The 14,998-nt window shown below is 65.7% G+C and carries 17 protein-coding genes; 15 read left to right on the top strand and 2 right to left on the bottom strand.

All coding sequences use genetic code 11. The features are described 5' to 3' along the window. Positions 1-159 precede the first annotated feature (159 nt). The 7 genes from ACP7BH_RS06550 to ACP7BH_RS06520 all read left to right on the top strand — a co-directional run bounded on the left by ACP7BH_RS06550 (position 160) and on the right by ACP7BH_RS06520 (position 7,658). Positions 160-906 (top strand): flagellin, encoded by a 747-nt coding sequence (locus ACP7BH_RS06550; RefSeq protein ID WP_425982819.1) that lies wholly within the window; start codon positions 160-162, stop codon positions 904-906. Between the two features lie 136 nt (positions 907-1,042). Continuing rightward, complete coding sequence (locus tag ACP7BH_RS06545) at positions 1,043-1,846, top strand: flagellin (protein ID WP_425982821.1); 804 nt, start codon at positions 1,043-1,045, stop codon at positions 1,844-1,846. A 113-nt stretch (positions 1,847-1,959) separates the two neighbouring features. Beyond that, positions 1,960-2,697 carry a flagellin gene (locus ACP7BH_RS06540; protein ID WP_425982823.1) on the top strand — a complete coding sequence of 246 codons (738 nt, stop codon included), beginning with the start codon at positions 1,960-1,962 and terminating at the stop codon, positions 2,695-2,697. Positions 2,698-2,809: 112 nt separating this feature from the next. Further along, complete coding sequence (locus tag ACP7BH_RS06535; protein ID WP_425982825.1) at positions 2,810-3,544, top strand: flagellin; 735 nt, start codon at positions 2,810-2,812, stop codon at positions 3,542-3,544. 84 nt (positions 3,545-3,628) lie between these two features. After that, positions 3,629-3,910, top strand: a complete 282-nt coding sequence (locus ACP7BH_RS06530) for a flagellar protein FlaG (protein ID WP_425982827.1) — start codon at positions 3,629-3,631, stop codon at positions 3,908-3,910. 136 nt (positions 3,911-4,046) lie between these two features. Continuing rightward, positions 4,047-4,895, top strand: coding sequence for a flagellin (locus tag ACP7BH_RS06525; protein WP_425982828.1), 849 nt, complete (start codon positions 4,047-4,049; stop codon positions 4,893-4,895). Between the two features lie 60 nt (positions 4,896-4,955). After that, complete coding sequence (locus tag ACP7BH_RS06520) at positions 4,956-7,658, top strand: transcriptional regulator (RefSeq protein ID WP_425982830.1); 2,703 nt, start codon at positions 4,956-4,958, stop codon at positions 7,656-7,658. A gap of 1 nt (position 7,659) precedes the next feature. Here the strand turns inward: ACP7BH_RS06520 and ACP7BH_RS06515 are convergent, their stop codons facing one another. Beyond that, entirely contained in the window at positions 7,660-8,598 is a 939-nt protein-coding gene (locus ACP7BH_RS06515; RefSeq protein ID WP_425982832.1) for a CPBP family intramembrane glutamic endopeptidase, read from the bottom strand. A gap of 138 nt (positions 8,599-8,736) precedes the next feature. On the opposite strand from ACP7BH_RS06515, the gene ACP7BH_RS06510 reads away from it, so the two are divergent. The 8 genes from ACP7BH_RS06510 to ACP7BH_RS06475 all read left to right on the top strand — a co-directional run bounded on the left by ACP7BH_RS06510 (position 8,737) and on the right by ACP7BH_RS06475 (position 14,286). After that, the gene (locus ACP7BH_RS06510) at positions 8,737-9,408 is read left to right on the top strand and encodes a hypothetical protein (protein ID WP_425982834.1); all 672 of its coding nucleotides are present in this window, start codon (positions 8,737-8,739) and stop codon (positions 9,406-9,408) included. After that, on the top strand, positions 9,408-9,830 hold the full coding sequence (locus ACP7BH_RS06505; RefSeq protein WP_425982836.1) for a hypothetical protein: 423 nt from the start codon (positions 9,408-9,410) through the stop codon (positions 9,828-9,830). The genes ACP7BH_RS06510 and ACP7BH_RS06505 overlap by 1 nt, the downstream gene beginning before the upstream one ends. Before the next feature lie 163 nt (positions 9,831-9,993). After that, positions 9,994-10,494: a single-stranded DNA-binding protein gene (gene ssb / locus ACP7BH_RS06500; protein ID WP_159850440.1), complete on the top strand. Its 501-nt coding sequence runs from the start codon at positions 9,994-9,996 to the stop codon at positions 10,492-10,494. Between the two features lie 18 nt (positions 10,495-10,512). Then, positions 10,513-10,968 carry a thiol-disulfide oxidoreductase DCC family protein gene (locus ACP7BH_RS06495; protein WP_425982838.1) on the top strand — a complete coding sequence of 152 codons (456 nt, stop codon included), beginning with the start codon at positions 10,513-10,515 and terminating at the stop codon, positions 10,966-10,968. Continuing rightward, positions 10,965-12,266: an SDR family oxidoreductase gene (locus tag ACP7BH_RS06490; RefSeq protein WP_425982839.1), complete on the top strand. Its 1,302-nt coding sequence runs from the start codon at positions 10,965-10,967 to the stop codon at positions 12,264-12,266. The genes ACP7BH_RS06495 and ACP7BH_RS06490 overlap by 4 nt, the downstream gene beginning before the upstream one ends. Then, the gene (locus ACP7BH_RS06485; RefSeq protein ID WP_425982841.1) at positions 12,263-12,733 is read left to right on the top strand and encodes a DUF2269 family protein; all 471 of its coding nucleotides are present in this window, start codon (positions 12,263-12,265) and stop codon (positions 12,731-12,733) included. The genes ACP7BH_RS06490 and ACP7BH_RS06485 overlap by 4 nt, the downstream gene beginning before the upstream one ends. Before the next feature lie 63 nt (positions 12,734-12,796). Beyond that, positions 12,797-13,723, top strand: a complete 927-nt coding sequence (locus tag ACP7BH_RS06480) for a DMT family transporter (protein WP_425982843.1) — start codon at positions 12,797-12,799, stop codon at positions 13,721-13,723. 29 nt (positions 13,724-13,752) lie between these two features. Beyond that, the gene (locus ACP7BH_RS06475) at positions 13,753-14,286 is read left to right on the top strand and encodes a DUF1003 domain-containing protein (protein WP_425982845.1); all 534 of its coding nucleotides are present in this window, start codon (positions 13,753-13,755) and stop codon (positions 14,284-14,286) included. A 39-nt stretch (positions 14,287-14,325) separates the two neighbouring features. On the opposite strand, the gene ACP7BH_RS06470 is transcribed toward ACP7BH_RS06475, so the two are convergent. After that, positions 14,326-14,901, bottom strand: coding sequence for a superoxide dismutase family protein (locus tag ACP7BH_RS06470; RefSeq protein ID WP_425982847.1), 576 nt, complete (start codon positions 14,899-14,901; stop codon positions 14,326-14,328). Positions 14,902-14,998 lie beyond the last annotated feature (97 nt).

The following is a 14,998-nucleotide window of genomic DNA, read 5'->3' as shown; positions in this document are numbered from 1 at the left end:
GAAGGAGGGTAAATCAAAGGCAAACAAGTAAAAACAGTTACTTATGACAAATTGCATGCGGCAAAAATGGCCCGGCAATTGCTTCTTACCTACCGAGCAAAAAGCTCCCCGCGGCAAAATGCCGTTGGAAATCACTGAAGTGAAAAAGGAACAGCCAAAATGGCTACCAGCATCAATACGAATTACGGCGCCGCAGTCGCCCTGCAGAGCCTGAACAAGACCAGCCAACAGCTGGAGACGACCCAGAACCGCATCAGCACCGGGATGAAGGTCTCCTCGGCCAAGGACAATGGCGCGATCTTCGCCATCGCCACCCAGCAGCGTGCGAATGCCGCCTCGCAAGACGCCACGCGCAACACACTGCAACGCAACCAATCGATCACCGACGTGGCCCTAGCCGCCGGCGACACCATTACGACGGCGCTTGAGGAGATGAAGTCTCTTGCCGTCAGCATCCAATCTTCGGTCGCCGGTTCAGACGCGGAAATCGCCTACCTGAAAGACTTCAACGCCCTGGGTACTGAAATCGCCTCGGCGGTCTCCGGCGCCACGTTCGATGGCGCCAACAGCCTGACGACCCCCCTCGGCGTTGCGGCCGTCACCGGTCTGACCGGCGGCTCGGTCGCTCGCGCCGCAGCCACCACGGCTGCCGTCGATACGGCCATCAGCACGGTGACCTCTTCGCTGGCTACGCTGGGCACCCAGTCCAAGTCGCTGGGTCGCCAGATCACCTTCGTCAACAAGCTGCAGGACGCCATGGAGGCCGGCGTCGGCAACCTGGTCGATGCAGACCTGGCCAAGGAAAGCGCCAAACTGACCGCCCTGCAAACCAAGCAACAGCTGGGTGTGCAGGCGCTGTCGATCGCCAATCAGGGCAGCTCCATCCTGCTGAGCCTGTTCCGCTAAGGCCGACGGCCCGACCGCTCCGCGGTCGGGCCAAAGCCGCATCCATCGGTCGTCGGTTTCCGGCGGCCGGACCTGAGCAAAATGCTCACCCCGGCAAAACGCCTGGGATCTCACGAAGTGAAAAGGAGGGCTAGAAATGCCCAGCATCAACACGAACTACGGCGCTGCAGTCGCCCTGCAGAGCCTGAACAAGACCAGCCAACAGCTGGAGACGACCCAAAACCGGATCAGCACCGGGATGAAGGTCTCCTCGGCCAAGGACAATGGCGCGATCTTCGCCATCGCCACGCAACAGCGCGCCAACGCCGCCTCGCAAGATGCGGTTCGCAGCTCGCTGCAACGCGGTCAGTCCATCGTCGACGTGGCCCTGGCCGCCGGCGACACCATCACTTCCGCTCTGGAAGAAATGAAGTCGCTTTCGGTGAACATCGCCTCATCCACAGGTTCGGCGAAAACGGCTTATGAGGCCGACTTCACTGCCCTGGGCAAGGAAATCAGCAGTGCGCTGGCCGGCGCCACCTTCGACGGGATCAACCTGTTGAACACGGCGGCGGGCGCGACGACCGACCTTCAGACGGGTTCGGGCACCTATCGCCTGGGCACGGCTACGGCCGTCAGCGCCAACACGCAGTTGGCGATGTTCACGGCGGCGACGCCCGACGTCGCCGACTACACCACCGCGAACGTCGATCTGGCGATCGCGGGCGTGACCACCGCTCTGGCCACCCTGGGCACCCAGTCCAAGTCGGTCGGTCGTCAGATCACCTTCGTCAACAAGCTTCAGGATTCGATGGAAGCCGGCGTGGGCAATCTGGTGGACGCCGATCTGGCCAAGGAAAGCGCCAAGCTGACCGCCCTGCAAACCAAGCAACAGCTGGGCGTGCAGGCGCTGTCGATCGCCAACCAAGGCAGCTCGATCCTGCTGAGCCTCTTCCGCTAAGGCCCGGAGACCTCGCCGCCTAGGCGGCGGGGTCGTGGCCTTGAACCCGAGCAAAACGCTCCCGTCGGCAAAACGCCAACGGATCTCACGAAGTGAAAAAAGGAGGGCTAGAAATGCCCAGCATCAACACGAACTACGGCGCCGCAGTCGCTCTGCAGAGCCTGAACAAGACCAGCCAACAGCTGGACACGACTCAAAACCGGATCAGCACCGGGATGAAGGTGTCATCGGCGAAGGACAACGGGGCGATCTTCGCGATCGCAACGTCGCAACGCGCCACCGCCGCCTCGCAGGACGCCGTTCGCGCCGGCCTGCAACGTACCCAGTCGATCACCGACGTGGCCCTGGCCGCCGGCGACACCATCACCTCCGCTCTGGAAGAGATGAAGTCGCTTGCAGTCAACATCGCCTCGTCGACCGGCGCGGCGCAGACGGCCTATCTGGCCGACTACAATGCTCTGGGCACGGAAATCGGCACCGCGATCACCGGCGCCACGTTCGACAGCACCAATAGCCTGACGGCCTTGGGCGCGAATGCGGCGATCACTGCCGTGAACACCGGCAGCATCACCGCTGCCAACGCCACGACGGCGAACGTCGACGCCGCCATCGCGGCGACGACCAGCACCCTGGCCACGCTGGGCACCCAGTCCAAGTCGCTGGGTCGCCAGATCACCTTCGTCAACAAGCTGCAGGACGCCATGGAGGCCGGCGTCGGCAACCTGGTCGATGCAGACCTGGCCAAGGAAAGCGCCAAACTGACCGCCCTGCAAACCAAGCAACAGCTGGGCGTGCAGGCGCTGTCGATCGCCAATCAGGGCAGCTCCATCCTGCTGAGCCTGTTCCGCTAAGGCCCGGCGACCTCGCCGCCTCGGCGGCGGGGTCATGGCCTTGAACCCCGAGCAAAATGCTCCCGTCGCCAAAATGGCGGCGGATCTCACGAAGTGAAAAAGGAACGCCAAAATGGCTACCAGCATCAACACGAACTACGGCGCCGCAGTCGCTCTGCAGAGCCTGAACAAGACCAGCCAACAGCTGGAAACGACCCAAAACCGGATCAGCACCGGGATGAAGGTGTCGTCGGCGAAGGACAACGGAGCGATCTTCGCGATCGCAACGTCGCAACGCGCCACCGCCGCCTCGCAGGACGCCGTTCGCGCCGGCCTGCAACGCACCCAGTCGATCACCGACGTGGCCCTGGCCGCCGGCGACACCATCACCTCCGCCCTGGAAGAGATGAAGTCGCTGTCGGTCAGCATCGCCTCGTCGACCGGTTCGGCGCAGACGGCCTATCTGGCCGACTTCAACGCCTTGGGCACGGAAATCGCCTCGGCGATCACCGGCGCCTCGTTCGACAGCGTCAACAGCCTGACGACGCCGTTGGCCAGCTTGTCCACTCTGACAGCCGGCAACCTCGCCGCCGGCGCCGCCACCACGGCGGCGGTTGATACGGCCATCGGCACCGTCACCGGCGCCTTGGCCACGCTGGGCACCCAGTCCAAGTCGCTGGGTCGCCAGATCACCTTCGTCAACAAGCTTCAGGACGCTCTTGAAGCCGGCGTGGGCAATCTGGTGGACGCCGACCTGGCCAAGGAAAGCGCCAAGCTGACGGCTCTGCAAACCAAGCAACAGCTGGGTGTGCAGGCGCTGTCGATCGCCAACCAGGGCAGCTCGATCCTGCTGGGCCTGTTCCGCTAAGACGCGCGGCCGGAGCGGTCTCACGACCGCTCCGGCTGATCGTTTGCTTCTCTAGAGGGCGCGGGCCGACCCGCGCATGGAGCCATGACAGACAATGTTGCTAGAACAGTAAGCGTACCTCCGCCGATCCCCGACGCCGCAATCACCGCCAAGCCGTCGCCTCCGCCGCCGACGCCTCGAAACGACAACAATGACGCCAGCCGTTACCGGCTGACCATCGAGTCGCTGGGTGATAACCGCTTTGTATACAAGGTTCTTGACCGCGTGACGGGCGAGGTGGTTCGGCAGTTGCCGCGCGAGGATGTCGAGACGCTGAGCAGCGACCCGACCTATCGCGGAGGAAGATTGGTCGACACCGCCGTCTGATCGGCCGTCGTCGTTCACGAATGCCCAGCGCCGCCGGCTTGCCGTGCGGTGCAATCATGATTTCTATGCCGTTAACCATGTGATTACGACTCATGGTTAATCCTGTACCCAACAGAACGTCCGGGGGCTTGAAGCCATGACCACCAGCATCCACACCAACACCTCGGCGATGATCGCCCTGCAGAATCTGAACCGCACCAACGACCAGTTGGCGTCGACTCAGAGCCGGGTGAATACTGGACTGAAGGTTCAGGGCGCACGAGACAACGCCGCCGTCTGGGCCGTCGCACAGGGACAGCGCGCGGATCGCGGCTCGCTGGAAGCGGTGACCACCAGCCTGAACCGCGCCACCTCCATCGCAGACGTGACGCTGGCCGCAGGCGAACAGATCTCGGACCTGCTGATCGAGCTGAAGGGCAAGGCCACCGCCGCGTCGGACGAAAGCGCCACCCTGGCGATGCGGACCTCCTATAACGACGAGTTCCAGTCGCTGCTGAAGTCGATCCAGTCGTTCGCGGACAATGCGATCTTCGACGGCTCGAACATCCTCGACGGCACGGCGACGGCAGGCATCAACTTCCTGGCCAGCGCCGACGGCGCGGAGACCATCACATTGGACCGCCAGGATCTGACGTTGACGGGGCTCGGTCTCGCAGCGACCACCGCGCCGGTGGCGGCTGCGCCGGACCTGTTGACCAAGCCGAACGCCGACGATGCCCTGACGCGGATCAACGCCGCCATCTCCACCAGCACGGCGCGCCTGGCCGAACTGGGCGCTCAGTCCAAGCAGATCGAACGCCACACTACCTATGTCGGCAAGCTGTCTGACGCGCTGGAGGCCGGCATCGGCAATCTGGTGGATGCGGATCTGGCCAAGGAAAGCGCGCGCCTTCAGGCCCTGCAGGTCCAGCAGCAGCTGGGCGTCCAGGCTCTGTCGATCGCCAACCAGGCGCCGCAGATCATCCTGTCGCTGTTCAAGGGCTGATCGCACAGCTTAACGGTTCGTTATCGGGCGCAGGCGCACGATAGGGTCGGAGCCGTCTGAATGATCAACAACAGCTATCTGCTGGGTCTTTATGGGATAACGACGGACACGTCGTCGTCACTCATTGGCGCGAGCACGGCTGCGAAGACCAAGAAGACCCAACCGACCGCGCCTTGGTCTTCCACAGCGACCCCGCCAAAAGCCAGCGACATGGTCCGTGCGGCCCTGGCCGGCCGCCGCCTGATCGACGAGGGCAACGTCAGCCTGGATCTCGCCGGCGCCTCCAGCGATTATCGCAAGATGTTCGCCCTGTACCAGGGCCTCAACAGTCTCAGCGCCCTGGCCGACCGGGCCGGTGTCAAGGGTCTCGCCGCGTCCGAAGCGGCCCTGCTGTCCAAGCGGTTCGGCGAGGGCATGGCCGAGATGTCCACCTATCTGAGCACCGCCAGCTTCGAGGACATGCGGCTGGTTCAGGGCGTGGCCCAGACCTCGGTCAAGAGCACCTATGCGCTGGAACGCGCGCCGACCAGCTTCCTCACCGCACCCCTGCATGACGGCGCTGCGACCTCGACGGTCAAGGCGTTCGAGGGCGACGTGAAGTTCTCAATGACGGTCAAGACCACGGCGGGAACCCAGGCGGTCGAGATGGACCTGTCCGAGATGGGCGCGACCGATCGGTCAATGGGCAATGTCGTCGCCTATATGAACGGCAAGCTGGAAGCCGCAGGCGTCGCGACGCGGATGGGCGTCCAGATGATCCCTGCCGAACCCAAGACGATCAAGAGCGGAACCAAGACCATCACCCTGCCGGCCGGGCCGGATCAATGGGCGTTGAAGGTCAACGGCGGAACGGGCGAGGCGATCAGCTTCCAGGCCGTCGACACCTCCGACGCCGTCTATGTGACACAGGGCGTCGGCAAGGCCGGCACCGCCGGTCAGTTGCTCAAATTCCAGGCCGACGGCGGCGCCGCGCCGGCCGCGCAGCAGGGCGTGGACGATCCGTTCTGGGTCGAGGGCAGGGTGGGGCACACCGACCTGCCTGACGGCGTCGCCGCCGTTAAGGCCAGCGCCGTCGCGCCCGACGGCTCGGTCTGGGTCGTCGCCGAGCTGACGGCCGGCGAGGGCGACCAGCCGATCAAGGGCGCGCGCGACGTCGCCCTGATGAAATATGATTCCGGCGGCAATCTGATGCAGACCAAGCTGCTGGGCGCCGCGTCCAGCGCCAACGGCTTCTCCATCGCCATCGACGACGACGGCCGTGTGGCTCTGGCCGGGTCGGTGACCGGCGCACTGGAGCCGGGCAAGAGCGGCGACAACGCCGCCGTCGCCGACAGTTTCGTTTCCGTGTTCGACAGTTCGGGCAAGGAGCTATGGACCCAGCGTCGCGGCGCCAAGGCGGCCGACGAGGCGACCGAGGTCCGCTTCGGCGCAGACGGCATGGTCTATGTCGCCGGGCGCTCGAAATCGGCCATGCCGGGCAATGCGGCTCTGGGCGGCTGGGATTCCTATCTTCAGGCCTTCCAGGAAAAGCCGATCAAGATCAACGGCCCGGACGTCGGCGTGAATGTCTCTACGATTCAGTTCGGCAGCGCCGGCGACGATTCCGTCCAGGCCATGACGGTGTCGGGCAACGACCTCTATACGGCGGGTGTCGAGAACGGGAAGGCGGTCGTGCGCCGCTTCACTCTGGACGCAGCCGGCGTGCCGACCCTGGCCTCCAGCCGCGACCTTGGCTACGCCAGCGGCGCGATCGCGGGCATTTCGGTCGAGAATGGCAAGGTCGTGGTTACCGGCCATACCGAAAACGCGGCCCTGGACATCGGCGCGGTGACGAACGCCCATGTCGGCGGCAGCGACGTCTTCATCGCCACCCTGTCCGATGATCTTCAGGCATCAGGCGACGACCGCCTGACCTATTTCGGCGGGGCGGGCGCGGACACCGCCGCCGATGTCGCCATCAAGGACGGCAAGGTCTGGATCACCGGCACGAACCGGGCCGAGGGTGCGGGCAAGGACGACCCCACTTCGGGTTATCTGGCCCAGATCGATCTGGCCACCGGGGCGGTCCAATCCAACCGGACCTGGCGCGCCGACGGCGACCAGGCCATGCCGACCAGTCTCAGCATCGCCTCGGGCGGCGCCAGCGTGCTGGACCGGCTGGGCCTGCCGCAAGGGCAGATCATGCAGGCGGATTCCAAGCTTTTGACCGTCGCCACCTCGGCCCGGGTCGGGGATCAGTTCTCGATCACCCCCGCCGCCGGCGGCCGCGCCGTCACAGTGACTATCGACGCCAAGGACACGCTGGAGAGCCTGGCCAAGAAGATCAACGCCGCCTCGGGCCGCCAGCTGGACGCCAAGGTCATCACCGACCTCAAGGCCAGGCCCGTCGTCCAGCGTCTGGAAATCAAGACGGCGGCGAACAAGGACGGCGCCATCATCTCCTCCGGGGCAGTCGGCAAGGATGCGCTTGGCGCGCTGGGCCTGTCGCCCGGCTTCGTCGGCCCGGTCAAGCCGGACAAGGATGCGACCAAGACCTATGGGTTGAACCTGTCGAACAAGCTGAGCCTCAACGACCCGGCTTCGATCAAGGCCGCAATCGAATCGCTGGCCCAGGCCATGACGGCGGTGCGGTCCTCCTATCGCTCGCTGGCGCCGTCGACTGGCGGCATCACCAACACCCAGACCGGCAACGGCTCTTCGACCGCCTATCAGCAGACCCAGCTGGCCAATTATCAAGCTGCGCTCAGCCGTCTGCTGGCCTGATCTAGGCCAGGGCTGTCGTTCTGCTGGCTTTCAGCGTCTTCACCGCGACGGCCACGGCCAACACCATGAACAGGTCGAACGCCAATATCATCGGCGCTGCCGTCGGTGCGGTGTCCCAGCCCAGAGTGAACGGCTCGGCCAGAAGAACGACGCAGAGATTGTTCGCGACATGAGCGCCTGTCGCGAACTCGATGCCGCCCAGCTCCAGCGTGACCCAGGCCCAGAGTGAGCCCGCGATAGCCAGACTGATAAACACCACCGGGTCGGCATAAAGATGGAAGGCGGCGAACAGCACGCCGTTGATCGCACAGATCACGAGTATCCGGCGCGTGAAGGCGGCCGTCGCCTGCAGCACAAGACCGCGAAACAGCACCTCTTCCGCCAGCGCCGCCACGAACAGGGCGGCGACCGCCGCCAAGGCGTAAGAGACGCGATGCATCAGCGGATATCGATAGTCCAGAACCGGGAACAGCAGCGCCTCCCCCTGTAGCCAGCCATAGCCGAACAGGATGATCGCCGTGATTGGGGCCGACACCGCCGCGCCGAGCAGCAGCAGTCGGATCGAGGGCTTACGATTCGGCCACAGGAAGCTGACCGCGGGCCGATGATGGATCAGGCTGGCGAACCACAAAGCCAAGGCGGCGGTGAGGCCCAGAATCACCGCCAACGCGCCCATCACGCGCATCTCTTCGATAAGTCGGTTTGACGTTTGCGCTGCTTCGGAGAGTTCGAATGCGTCGCGGAAACCCGGCACTGCCAGGTTCGTTAATCCTAGCGCCACGGCGACCAAGATCATGGCCGCGATGAACGCGCCGGCCGTGGCGAAGGCGCGCCAGGTGCGTTTCTCCGGCGTCACGGCGGACAGAAAGCTTGGCGACGAAAAGGGCGGGGCGGTCGGGGTCATGAGGTGAAGCTTGGCTATCGCCTTCAGCGGCGTCAATCGTCTCGCATGGGTTGCAACATCCTTCGGGTTTTGCCCCCTTGGAATATCATCTGCATGGGCGTTGCGCGGCGCTTGCCGGTTGACGCCCGGCGCCCGGTCGGAGTTATTGACCTCCTCATCCGCGAAAGCCCCTTCATGGCCCTTCCGAAAGACAACCGCGTCATCATCGTGGTCGGCGCTGGTCTGGTGATCATCGCCGCCGTCGTGCTGGCCCTGATCTTCACCGGCGGCGGCGACAGGACACCGGAGGCCTCGCCCGCGTCCAAGGGCGGGCTGGTGGTCAACCTGGCCGACGCGCCTTCGCTGGAGCCGACGCGCGAGCTGCGCTGCTTCGTCGATGGTCAGTTCGTCGGCATGGCGACCTTGGCCGTCTGCGCTCAGCGTAATGGTTTGGCGACCGACGCTCTGGACGTGGGTCTGGACGCGACCGGCGCCCTGGCCGCCGCCCCCACCGCCGCCTTCGCCCCGCCGCCCGAGCTGCCGGCCGTTGAGATGGCCGAGACCACGCCGCCGGCCTATGTTGAGCAGAGCCCCGCGCCGCGACCCGCGCCCGTCGCCAACGGCAGCCCGTGCCTGCGTCACAGCGGTTCCGACTGGCGCACCCTGTCTTCGAACATGAGCCTGAACGCCTGCGTCCAGGCGCTTTATGCCGGAACCTGCGTCGGACCGGGCGACGCCCAATATGGCCGCTGGGGCGATACGACGCTGCGCCTAGTGCCGCGCCGGGTGGAACAGTCGGGCGACAATTCACGTTTCCGGACGCTGGCTGAGCAGGACCGAAACTGCCAATTTCCTGGGATGAACTGATGCGCCTCGTCGTTCTCGCCGCCGTCGCCGGGACCGCCCTGCTGGGCGCCTGCTCGAATGAACCGAAGTATGAGTTCGCCGACGGCGCCTGCTATTTCGTGGCGACGCCGGACAATGCGCCGCCTCGCCTGCAGAAGATCGCCGACGACCAGCCACAGCTGGAACAGTGCGCCGCGCGCCTGGAAGAAATGCGTTTGCGCTTCCTGCGCATGGGCGGCTCGAACCAGGAGATCGCGGGCGCCTATCAGGGCCGATTCATCTTCATCGACCGTGAGGGGGTCAAGATCGGCAAGAGCCTGAACGGCAGCCGCTTCTTCGCCATGGCCCGCACCGGCGACGGCCGCCTGGCGATCCCCGGCGCTATCCAGCGTGACGAGACCGGTCGTCCCATCGCCATTGCCGCGGACCCCGCCGCGAAGTAGGACTTGCAGAGCGTGAACAAAGGTGGAACATTTCGTTAATCCACCGGTTTGGCGGGTGCGATGTCGAAAGCGACTGGCGATAAGGCGTCGCCCCGGTCAGACATCGGACTGAATTGACGGGGCGGGCGATGCAGTCGCCGCCTCACACGAGAAGGAAGTTTCCATGGCGGGCAGCGTCAACAAGGTCATTCTGGTCGGCAACCTGGGGCGCGACCCCGAAATCCGCTCCATGCCGAACGGCGACCGCATCGCCAATCTGTCGATCGCGACCTCGGAAACCTGGCGCGACAAGTCCTCGGGCGAGCGCAAGGAAAAGACCGAGTGGCACCGGGTCGTCATCTTCAACGACAACATCGTCAAGGTGGTCGAGAACTATGTGAAGAAGGGCTCGACCGTCTATATCGAAGGCGCGCTCCAGACCCGCAAATGGACCGACCAGCAGGGCGTCGAGAAATATTCGACCGAGATCGTGGTCAGCCGCTTCAAGGGTGAACTGACCATGCTTGGCGGCCGTTCGGAAGGCGGATCGCAAGGCGGCGGTTATGCCGGCGGCGGCGGTGGTCGGGGCGACGACGACTATTCCTCGGGCTTCTCCACCGGCGGCGCCAACAAGCCGAGCGGCCCCAAGGAAAGCTATGACCTGAACGACGACATCCCGTTCTAAGGCCGATCCGAACCGACCATGGGGCGGGGGCCTTACAGCTATCGTGAGGATCCCGCCGTTCCGGCCTTCCCGGACGACCGGCCCCTGGTTCTGTTCGACGGCGACTGCGCGCTCTGCTCGGGCTCGGCGCGCAAGATCCTGAAGCACGACCGGGCCGGGCGCATCCGCCTCGCGCCGACGCAGTCGCCGCTGGGGCGGGCGCTGCTGGTTCACTACGGCGTCGATGCCGACGATCCCTATACGATGCTGTTGATTCAGAACGGCGTGGCGCGACAGAGGTCCGACGGCGTCCTGGGCATCGCGGCCCTGCTGCCGCCGCCCTATCGGCTGGCGGTCCTCGGGCGGATCGTGCCGAGGGTCATTCGCGACACCCTCTATGATTTTATCGCGCGCCGTCGCCGCCGGTTTCCCGGTGCGACCTGGTGCGCCACGCCTCCGCAAGGGGTCGATCTGACGGACCGGGTGTTGCAATGAGCGGACGGGTGCTGGTGCTGGGCGCCAACGGCTTCATCGGCTCGCATGTTGCGGCGGCCCTGTCGTCTGCGGGCTGGTCCGTGCGGGCCGGCGCCCGTCGCATCGCCGAGCCGGCCCGTCGCGCGCCGACGTTCGATTGGGTCGTTGCCGACTTCGCCAAGCTGACGACGCCCGAGGCCTGGGCGCCTCTGCTGGTCGGCGTTGACGCCGTGGTCAACGGCGTGGGTGTGCTTCAGAACGGGGCGGGCGACAGCACCCGCGCCGCCCATGTCGATGGTCCGCGCGCCCTGATCGCGGCCTGCGAGGCGGCGGGCGTGCGACGGCTCGTGCATGTTTCCGCCGTCGGCGCGGACGATGACGCCGGCACCGACTACGCCCGCACCAAGGCCCAGACCGAACGCCTGATCCAGGCCAGCGACCTGCACTGGCTGATCCTGCGGCCGTCGCTGGTGGTGGACCGCGCGGCGTTCGGCGGCACGGGCCTGATCCGCGCGCTGGCGGCCTTTCCGTTGTTCAGCCCGGTGATAGGTGGCGACCAGACCTTCCGTCCGATACCGCTGGGCGACCTGTCGGCCGGCGTCGTTGCGGCGCTGAAACCGGGCGCTCCCTCGCGCCAGTCGTTCGACATGCCGGGGCCAGAGCCGGTGACCATGGTCGAGACGCTGCGCCTGTATCGCGGCTGGATGGGACTGACGCCCGCGCCTGTCGTTCGCGTGCCGCGCCCCCTGGCCGCGCCTGCGCTGGCTATCGGCGATCTGCTGGGTCGATTGGGCTGGTCCTCGCCGATCCGCACGACCGCGATCAAACAAATGGACCATGACGTGTCGGGCCGCGACAGCGGCTGGGCGCAGGCGCTGGGCGTCCCGCCGCGCGGTTTCACACAGTTCCTGGCCGAGACCCCGGCCTCGGTTCAGGATGTCTGGCATGCTCGGCTGTGGTTCGTGCGGCCGGTCTCCATCCTGACCTTGGGCCTGTTCTGGCTGATCACCGGCCTGATCGGCTTCGGGCCAGGCTGGGACCGCGCCGTCGCCATCCTGCACGAGGGCGGTTATGGCCGCATGGCCGGACCCATCGCCTGGTGGGGCGCACTGCTGGACGTGGTGCTGGGGCTGATGCTGTTCGTGCGGCCGTGGACGGCGCGGGTGGCGATCTTCATGTGCCTGGCCACCGTCGGCTATCTGATCGCGGGCACGACCAGCCTGCCGCACTACTGGATCGACCCGCTGGGGCCGTGGCTCAAGGTGCTGCCGATGATGGCCCTGTGTCTGTTCGTGGCCGCCACGGACGCGCGCCGATGAGCCTGTATATCCTGCTGAAGATCGTCCACATCCTGTCCGGCGCTGTGCTGTTTGGGACCGGCGCGGGCATCGCCTTCTTCATGCTGCGCGCCCACGCGACGAAAGATGCGCGCACGGTCGCGGATGTGGGCAGGATCGTCGTTTTGGCCGATTTCGTCTTCACAGCGACTGCTGTGGTCATTCAGCCGATCAGCGGGCTGGGCCTGATCCATCTGCAGGGCTGGTCCCTGACCAGTGCGTGGCTGCTGGCCGCCTATGGCCTCTATGTTTTGATCGGCGTCTGCTGGTTGCCGGTGGTGTGGATCCAGTTCCGGATGATGAAGCTGGCCGAACAGGCGGCAGGGCAGGGCGCGCCCTTGCCGACCGCCTATCATCGCCTGTTCCGCTGGTGGTTCGCCCTGGGCTGGCCCGCCTTCGCCGGCGTCCTGGCCATCTACTGGCTGATGGTCGCCAAGCCGGAATTCTGAGCCGAAACCTGGGGTCATCCAATGTGAGCCGACGCGCGACTAAAGCCGTGTCATAGGCTGCTGATGACCGACGTCGCTCCAGCGCCAGCCCCTCTGCCCGCAAAGCCCCACGCCCTGACCGGGCTGGAGATCGCCGCCATCGTGGCGATCATCGTGGTGTGGGGGGTGAACAACGCCGGGGCCAAGCTGGCGACAGAGCATCTGTCGCCGTTGCTGGTCGGGGCTATCCGGTTCGGTCTCGCCAGCGCCTGTCTGATCGCCTTCGTCCGGCCGCCGTTCCCGGACTGGAAGAGTCTGCTGCTGATCGTGATCCTGGGCGGGCCGATCCAGTATGGCCTGGCCTATACCGCCTATTGGCTGGCGACCGACGTCAGTCCGGTGACCGTGGCCAACCAGCTGTGGATCCCCTTCACCACCCTGTTCGCCTTCCTGATCCTGGGTGAGCGGCTGTCCAAGGCGGCCCTGGTCGGCATGGGCGTGGCCTTTGTCGGCGTGGCCTGGATGACCTTGGACGCCCACGCCTTGCAGGACTGGAAGGCCATTCTGGTCGCCATTGCGGCGGGCGCGGCCTGGGGTGTGACGACGGTGGTGGCGCGTCGCACCACCTCCATCCCGCCGCTGAAGATGCAGGGCCTGCTGGCGCTGGGGGCCTTTCCCGTCATGGCCTTTGGCTCGGCGGTGTTCGAACACGGGCAATGGGAGGCGGTGAAGACTGCCACACCCATGGTCTGGGTGTCGCTGGCTTGGGCCGGGATCGTGTCGTCAGTGCTGGCGACGACCCTGCTGTTCTGGCTGGTCCAGCGGCGCGAGGCGGGGCGGGTGACGCCCTATCTGCTGGTGACGCCGGTGGTGTCGATGCTGATCGGCTGGGGTTTCATGGGCGACGTGCTGACGCCGCAAATCCTGACCGGTTCGGCCATCGCCATGGGCGGGGTGGCGCTTGTGGCCCTGGCCGAACGGGGCTTGCGCGCCGGGGCCGCCAAGGCTTGATCTGTTCCTGACCGTTTCAGGAGATCATCGTGTCCCACGCCCCCCTCGACGCCGACCACGTCTCCCGCCGCTGGCTGGGCAAGGCGACGCATGACCTGGCCGCGAACGAGGCCAGTGTGGTTCGCAGCGCCGCTGAACGCCGCCCGATCTCCGAGGACATCAACGAGACCTTCGACGACCGTCAAACCTTCGGCGAGCGCTTGGCGGACCGGGTGGCGACGTTCGGCGGGTCTTGGACCTTCCTGATCGCGTTCGGCCTGTTTCTGATGGTCTGGACCGTGTTGAATCTGGTTCTGAGGCGCGACGCCTTCGATCCCTATCCCTTCATCTTCCTGAACCTGATGCTGTCGATGATCGCGGCGGCCCAGGCGCCGATCATCATGATGAGCCAGAACCGTCAGGCGCAGAAGGACCGTCTGGACGCCGGCAACGACTATCAGGTCAACCTGAAGGCCGAGATCGAGATCATGGCCTTGCTGGAAAAGGTCGAGCACCTGACCGCGCGCCAGGAAGAGCAGACCGAGCTGATCCGGCGACTGCTAGCGCAAAAAGAAGCCCGCTGAACGGCGTTCAGCGGGCCGTCTTCAACGTTTAAGGAAAGTTCAGCTTGCGCTCAGCGCCGCGCAGGCCACCCGGTCGCCCGCGCCGCCGATGGGCTGGGTCGAATGGTCGTCGGGATTGGCGTGGATGATGATGGCCGAGCCGTCGGCGTCCCACAGCCACTGGCCAGGGCCTTCCGACGAGATGCGGGCGCGCGGGGTGAACAGTTCAGCGTTCACCTTGCCGTCGGCGCCGGCCCAGATGTTGGGCAGGTCACCGTCGTCCGGGCCCGCCGCGTTCAGCAAGCCGTGCGGAGCTTTCGGCTCGCCGTGATTGATGTGGGCGCCGGATGAGGTGAAGGGCGCGGCGCATTCGCCGGTCGCATGGATGTGGATGCCGTGCCAGCCGGGCTTCAGGCCCGAGGCCTCGACCTTGATCACCAGGCCTGTCGGCCCCTGGCGCAGATCGACGCGGCCGATGTTGGCGCCCGAGGCGTTGATCAGGACCGCCTGTCCCGTCGCGCCGACGGGTGCGCGTTCGACGTGGGTTTGCGGGGCGTTGCCGGTCGCGGCGCAGGCCGTGGTCAGGGCCAGCGGGGAGGCGATCATAAGGGCGGCGGCGAGAGTGTAGGCGCGCATGTGAAAAGTCCTTTCAGAGACGGGCTTTCACGGCGACGTCGCTTTGCCACCGAGCCCCTGGAATGCTAGAAATCATCACAGCGGATCACGTTCCGAT

The organism is Brevundimonas sp. TWP2-1 (assembly GCF_049897645.1).
In the GTDB taxonomy this organism is placed as follows: Bacteria; Pseudomonadota; Alphaproteobacteria; order Caulobacterales; family Caulobacteraceae; genus Brevundimonas.
Note: the sequence above shows the minus strand (reverse complement) of the source record. Positions and strands in the feature narration are given on the sequence as shown.